This window comes from Crossiella sp. S99.2, assembly GCF_023094165.1.
GTDB lineage: Bacteria > Actinomycetota > Actinomycetes > Mycobacteriales > Pseudonocardiaceae > Crossiella.
This window is the reverse complement of record NZ_JALMDK010000021.1, coordinates 1-1,950: the sequence shown is the minus strand read 5'-3', so window position 1 is coordinate 1,950 and position 1,950 is coordinate 1. Positions and strand designations below refer to the sequence as shown.

The window sequence follows — 1,950 nt, the reverse complement described above, 5'->3', positions numbered from 1 at the left end:
GTTCCCGGTCAGCCCCGCTCAGCGGTTCCCCGCCGAGGCTCCCGCCGCCGTTCCCGCTCAGCGGCGCCCTCCGCCGTTCCCGCTCAGCGGCGCCCTCCGTCGATCCCGCTCGGCTCTGAAGCCTTCCGACGCTCCGCGTGCAGGCCCCCGATCAGGCCCCGAAGTCCTCAACGCACGGCGCACTGCCCTCCATGAACCCGATCCGGAACGCCTCGATCCGCGCGAACCCGGACGGCACGTGCTTCCCGTTCACATCCGCCGCGATCAAGCTCTTCCCGGACAGCAACTCGGCCACCGCCTCGTCCAGGTCCCCAGCCGAGATCCGGATGGTGCCCACCGGATTGCGCCCACCGCTCGGCCGTTCCAGCAACGCCCCGCCCCAGGACCCGACCAGGCAGGCCGTCCGCAGCCCCGCGTTCGTGTCGTCCAACGGGAACCCGGTCGCCTTCTGCACGGACAGCACGTACCGCGAAGCCACCTCGGCCAGCGCCGCGAAGTCCCCGATCGCCATGCCCTTCTTCGCCCCGCGTTGTGGCGGGGCCCCGATCTCGGCGAGCTGCGCCAGTTCCAGACTGATCGTGTTGTTCGCCGGGCAGTAGGAGGCGGGCTGGGTCACCTTGCCGTTGGGGCAGGCCACCGAACCGTTGAGCACCTCCGGCGGCGCCGCCCCGGAATCCTTGAAGACCTGCTTCAGGTTCTCCACGATCTGCAGGATGTTCTCCGCCGTGATCGGCAGGTTCCCGCGGTTGCCGTCGGTGGCCTTGAACGGCAGTTCGGTGATCCGCCGCTGGATCTCCACCAGGTCGATCTGCGCACACCGCACCGGCCCCTGGCTGAACCCGAACTGGAAGGCCGACACCCGGTCAAAGGCGTTGCCATGCGCGTTCCGGCTGGTGAACGACGACCCGACCTGATCCCGCAAGGAGAACATGGTCTGCAGCACGCTGTTCAGACCCTCACCCGTGGACACCAGGAAATGCGGCGCCCGCCCCTCAGCCACGTGCTTGAAGAACGCCCCGGTGAAGCAGTCGGCCTGTTGCTCACTGACGATGGTCTGCGTCCCCGGCTTCGCCAGCCCGGCCCGCTGCGACACCGCGTGCCCGATCTCGTGCGCCAGCACGGTGACCACGGCCAGGTCCCCGAACTTCTCGGAGAGCTGCGGCAGGAGCTGTCCCCGGTCCCACGCGATGGTGTCCTCGGACGGACAGAAGAACGCGTTCACCAGCTCCTTGGTGTTGGTGCGGCACAGCTGGAGGTTCGCCCCACCGGAGTCATAGGAGACAAACCGGGACACCCCTTGGTAGGGCTTGCCGAAGTCCTTCGGGAACCGCTCGGTCCAGTACTCCTGGACATCGGCGACCGCATTGCGCGCCAAGATGTCCATCGGCCCGTCATCCCCGTTCTGCACGGGAACATCAGCTGGCTTGGCCCCACTCCGAGGCCCGCTGGCCCCCTCAGTGACATCCAGCCCGGCCACCTTGCCGGGATCAAGCACCGCCCCGGCCCGCTTGGCCTCCCCGCCAACCTTGACGGCACAGCCACCAACCAGAGCAACCAGCGCCAGCGCGCTCACCGCACACGAGAACGTAACCCGAACCGAGGGCCTGACCACCCTGACGCTCCTTCTCACCGACTCCGCAGACCGTACCGCGAACGCCCCTCACCTTCGGCCACTGTCCGGACAATCCACCCACCATCCCGCGCACACCTCGCGCGCGCCACACCCCACGCGCTCACCTGCACACGGCGCGCTCGACCACAGCACTGCTGGCCTAAGCGCCACGCCAGGCCACGCGTCTGCGGCAGCACGGCCGCGCCACCCACGACCGGCCCACCCTCACCGACGAGCACTGGCCCAGTCCGGTTCACTCTCCCCGCAGCCCGCAGCCCGCAGCCCGCAGCCCGCAGCCCGCAGCCCGCAGCCCGCAGCCCGCAGCCCGCAGCCCGCAG

The 1,950-nt window shown here is 69.6% G+C and carries 1 protein-coding gene; it reads right to left on the bottom strand.

Annotated features, from left to right (window positions below; translation table 11 throughout):
• Positions 1–151: 151 nt before the first annotated feature.
• A complete protein-coding gene (locus MZC64_RS44080) occupies positions 152–1,384 on the bottom strand; it encodes a neutral zinc metallopeptidase (protein ID WP_247765665.1) in 1,233 nt (410 codons plus the stop codon).
• Positions 1,385–1,950: the final 566 nt, after the last annotated feature.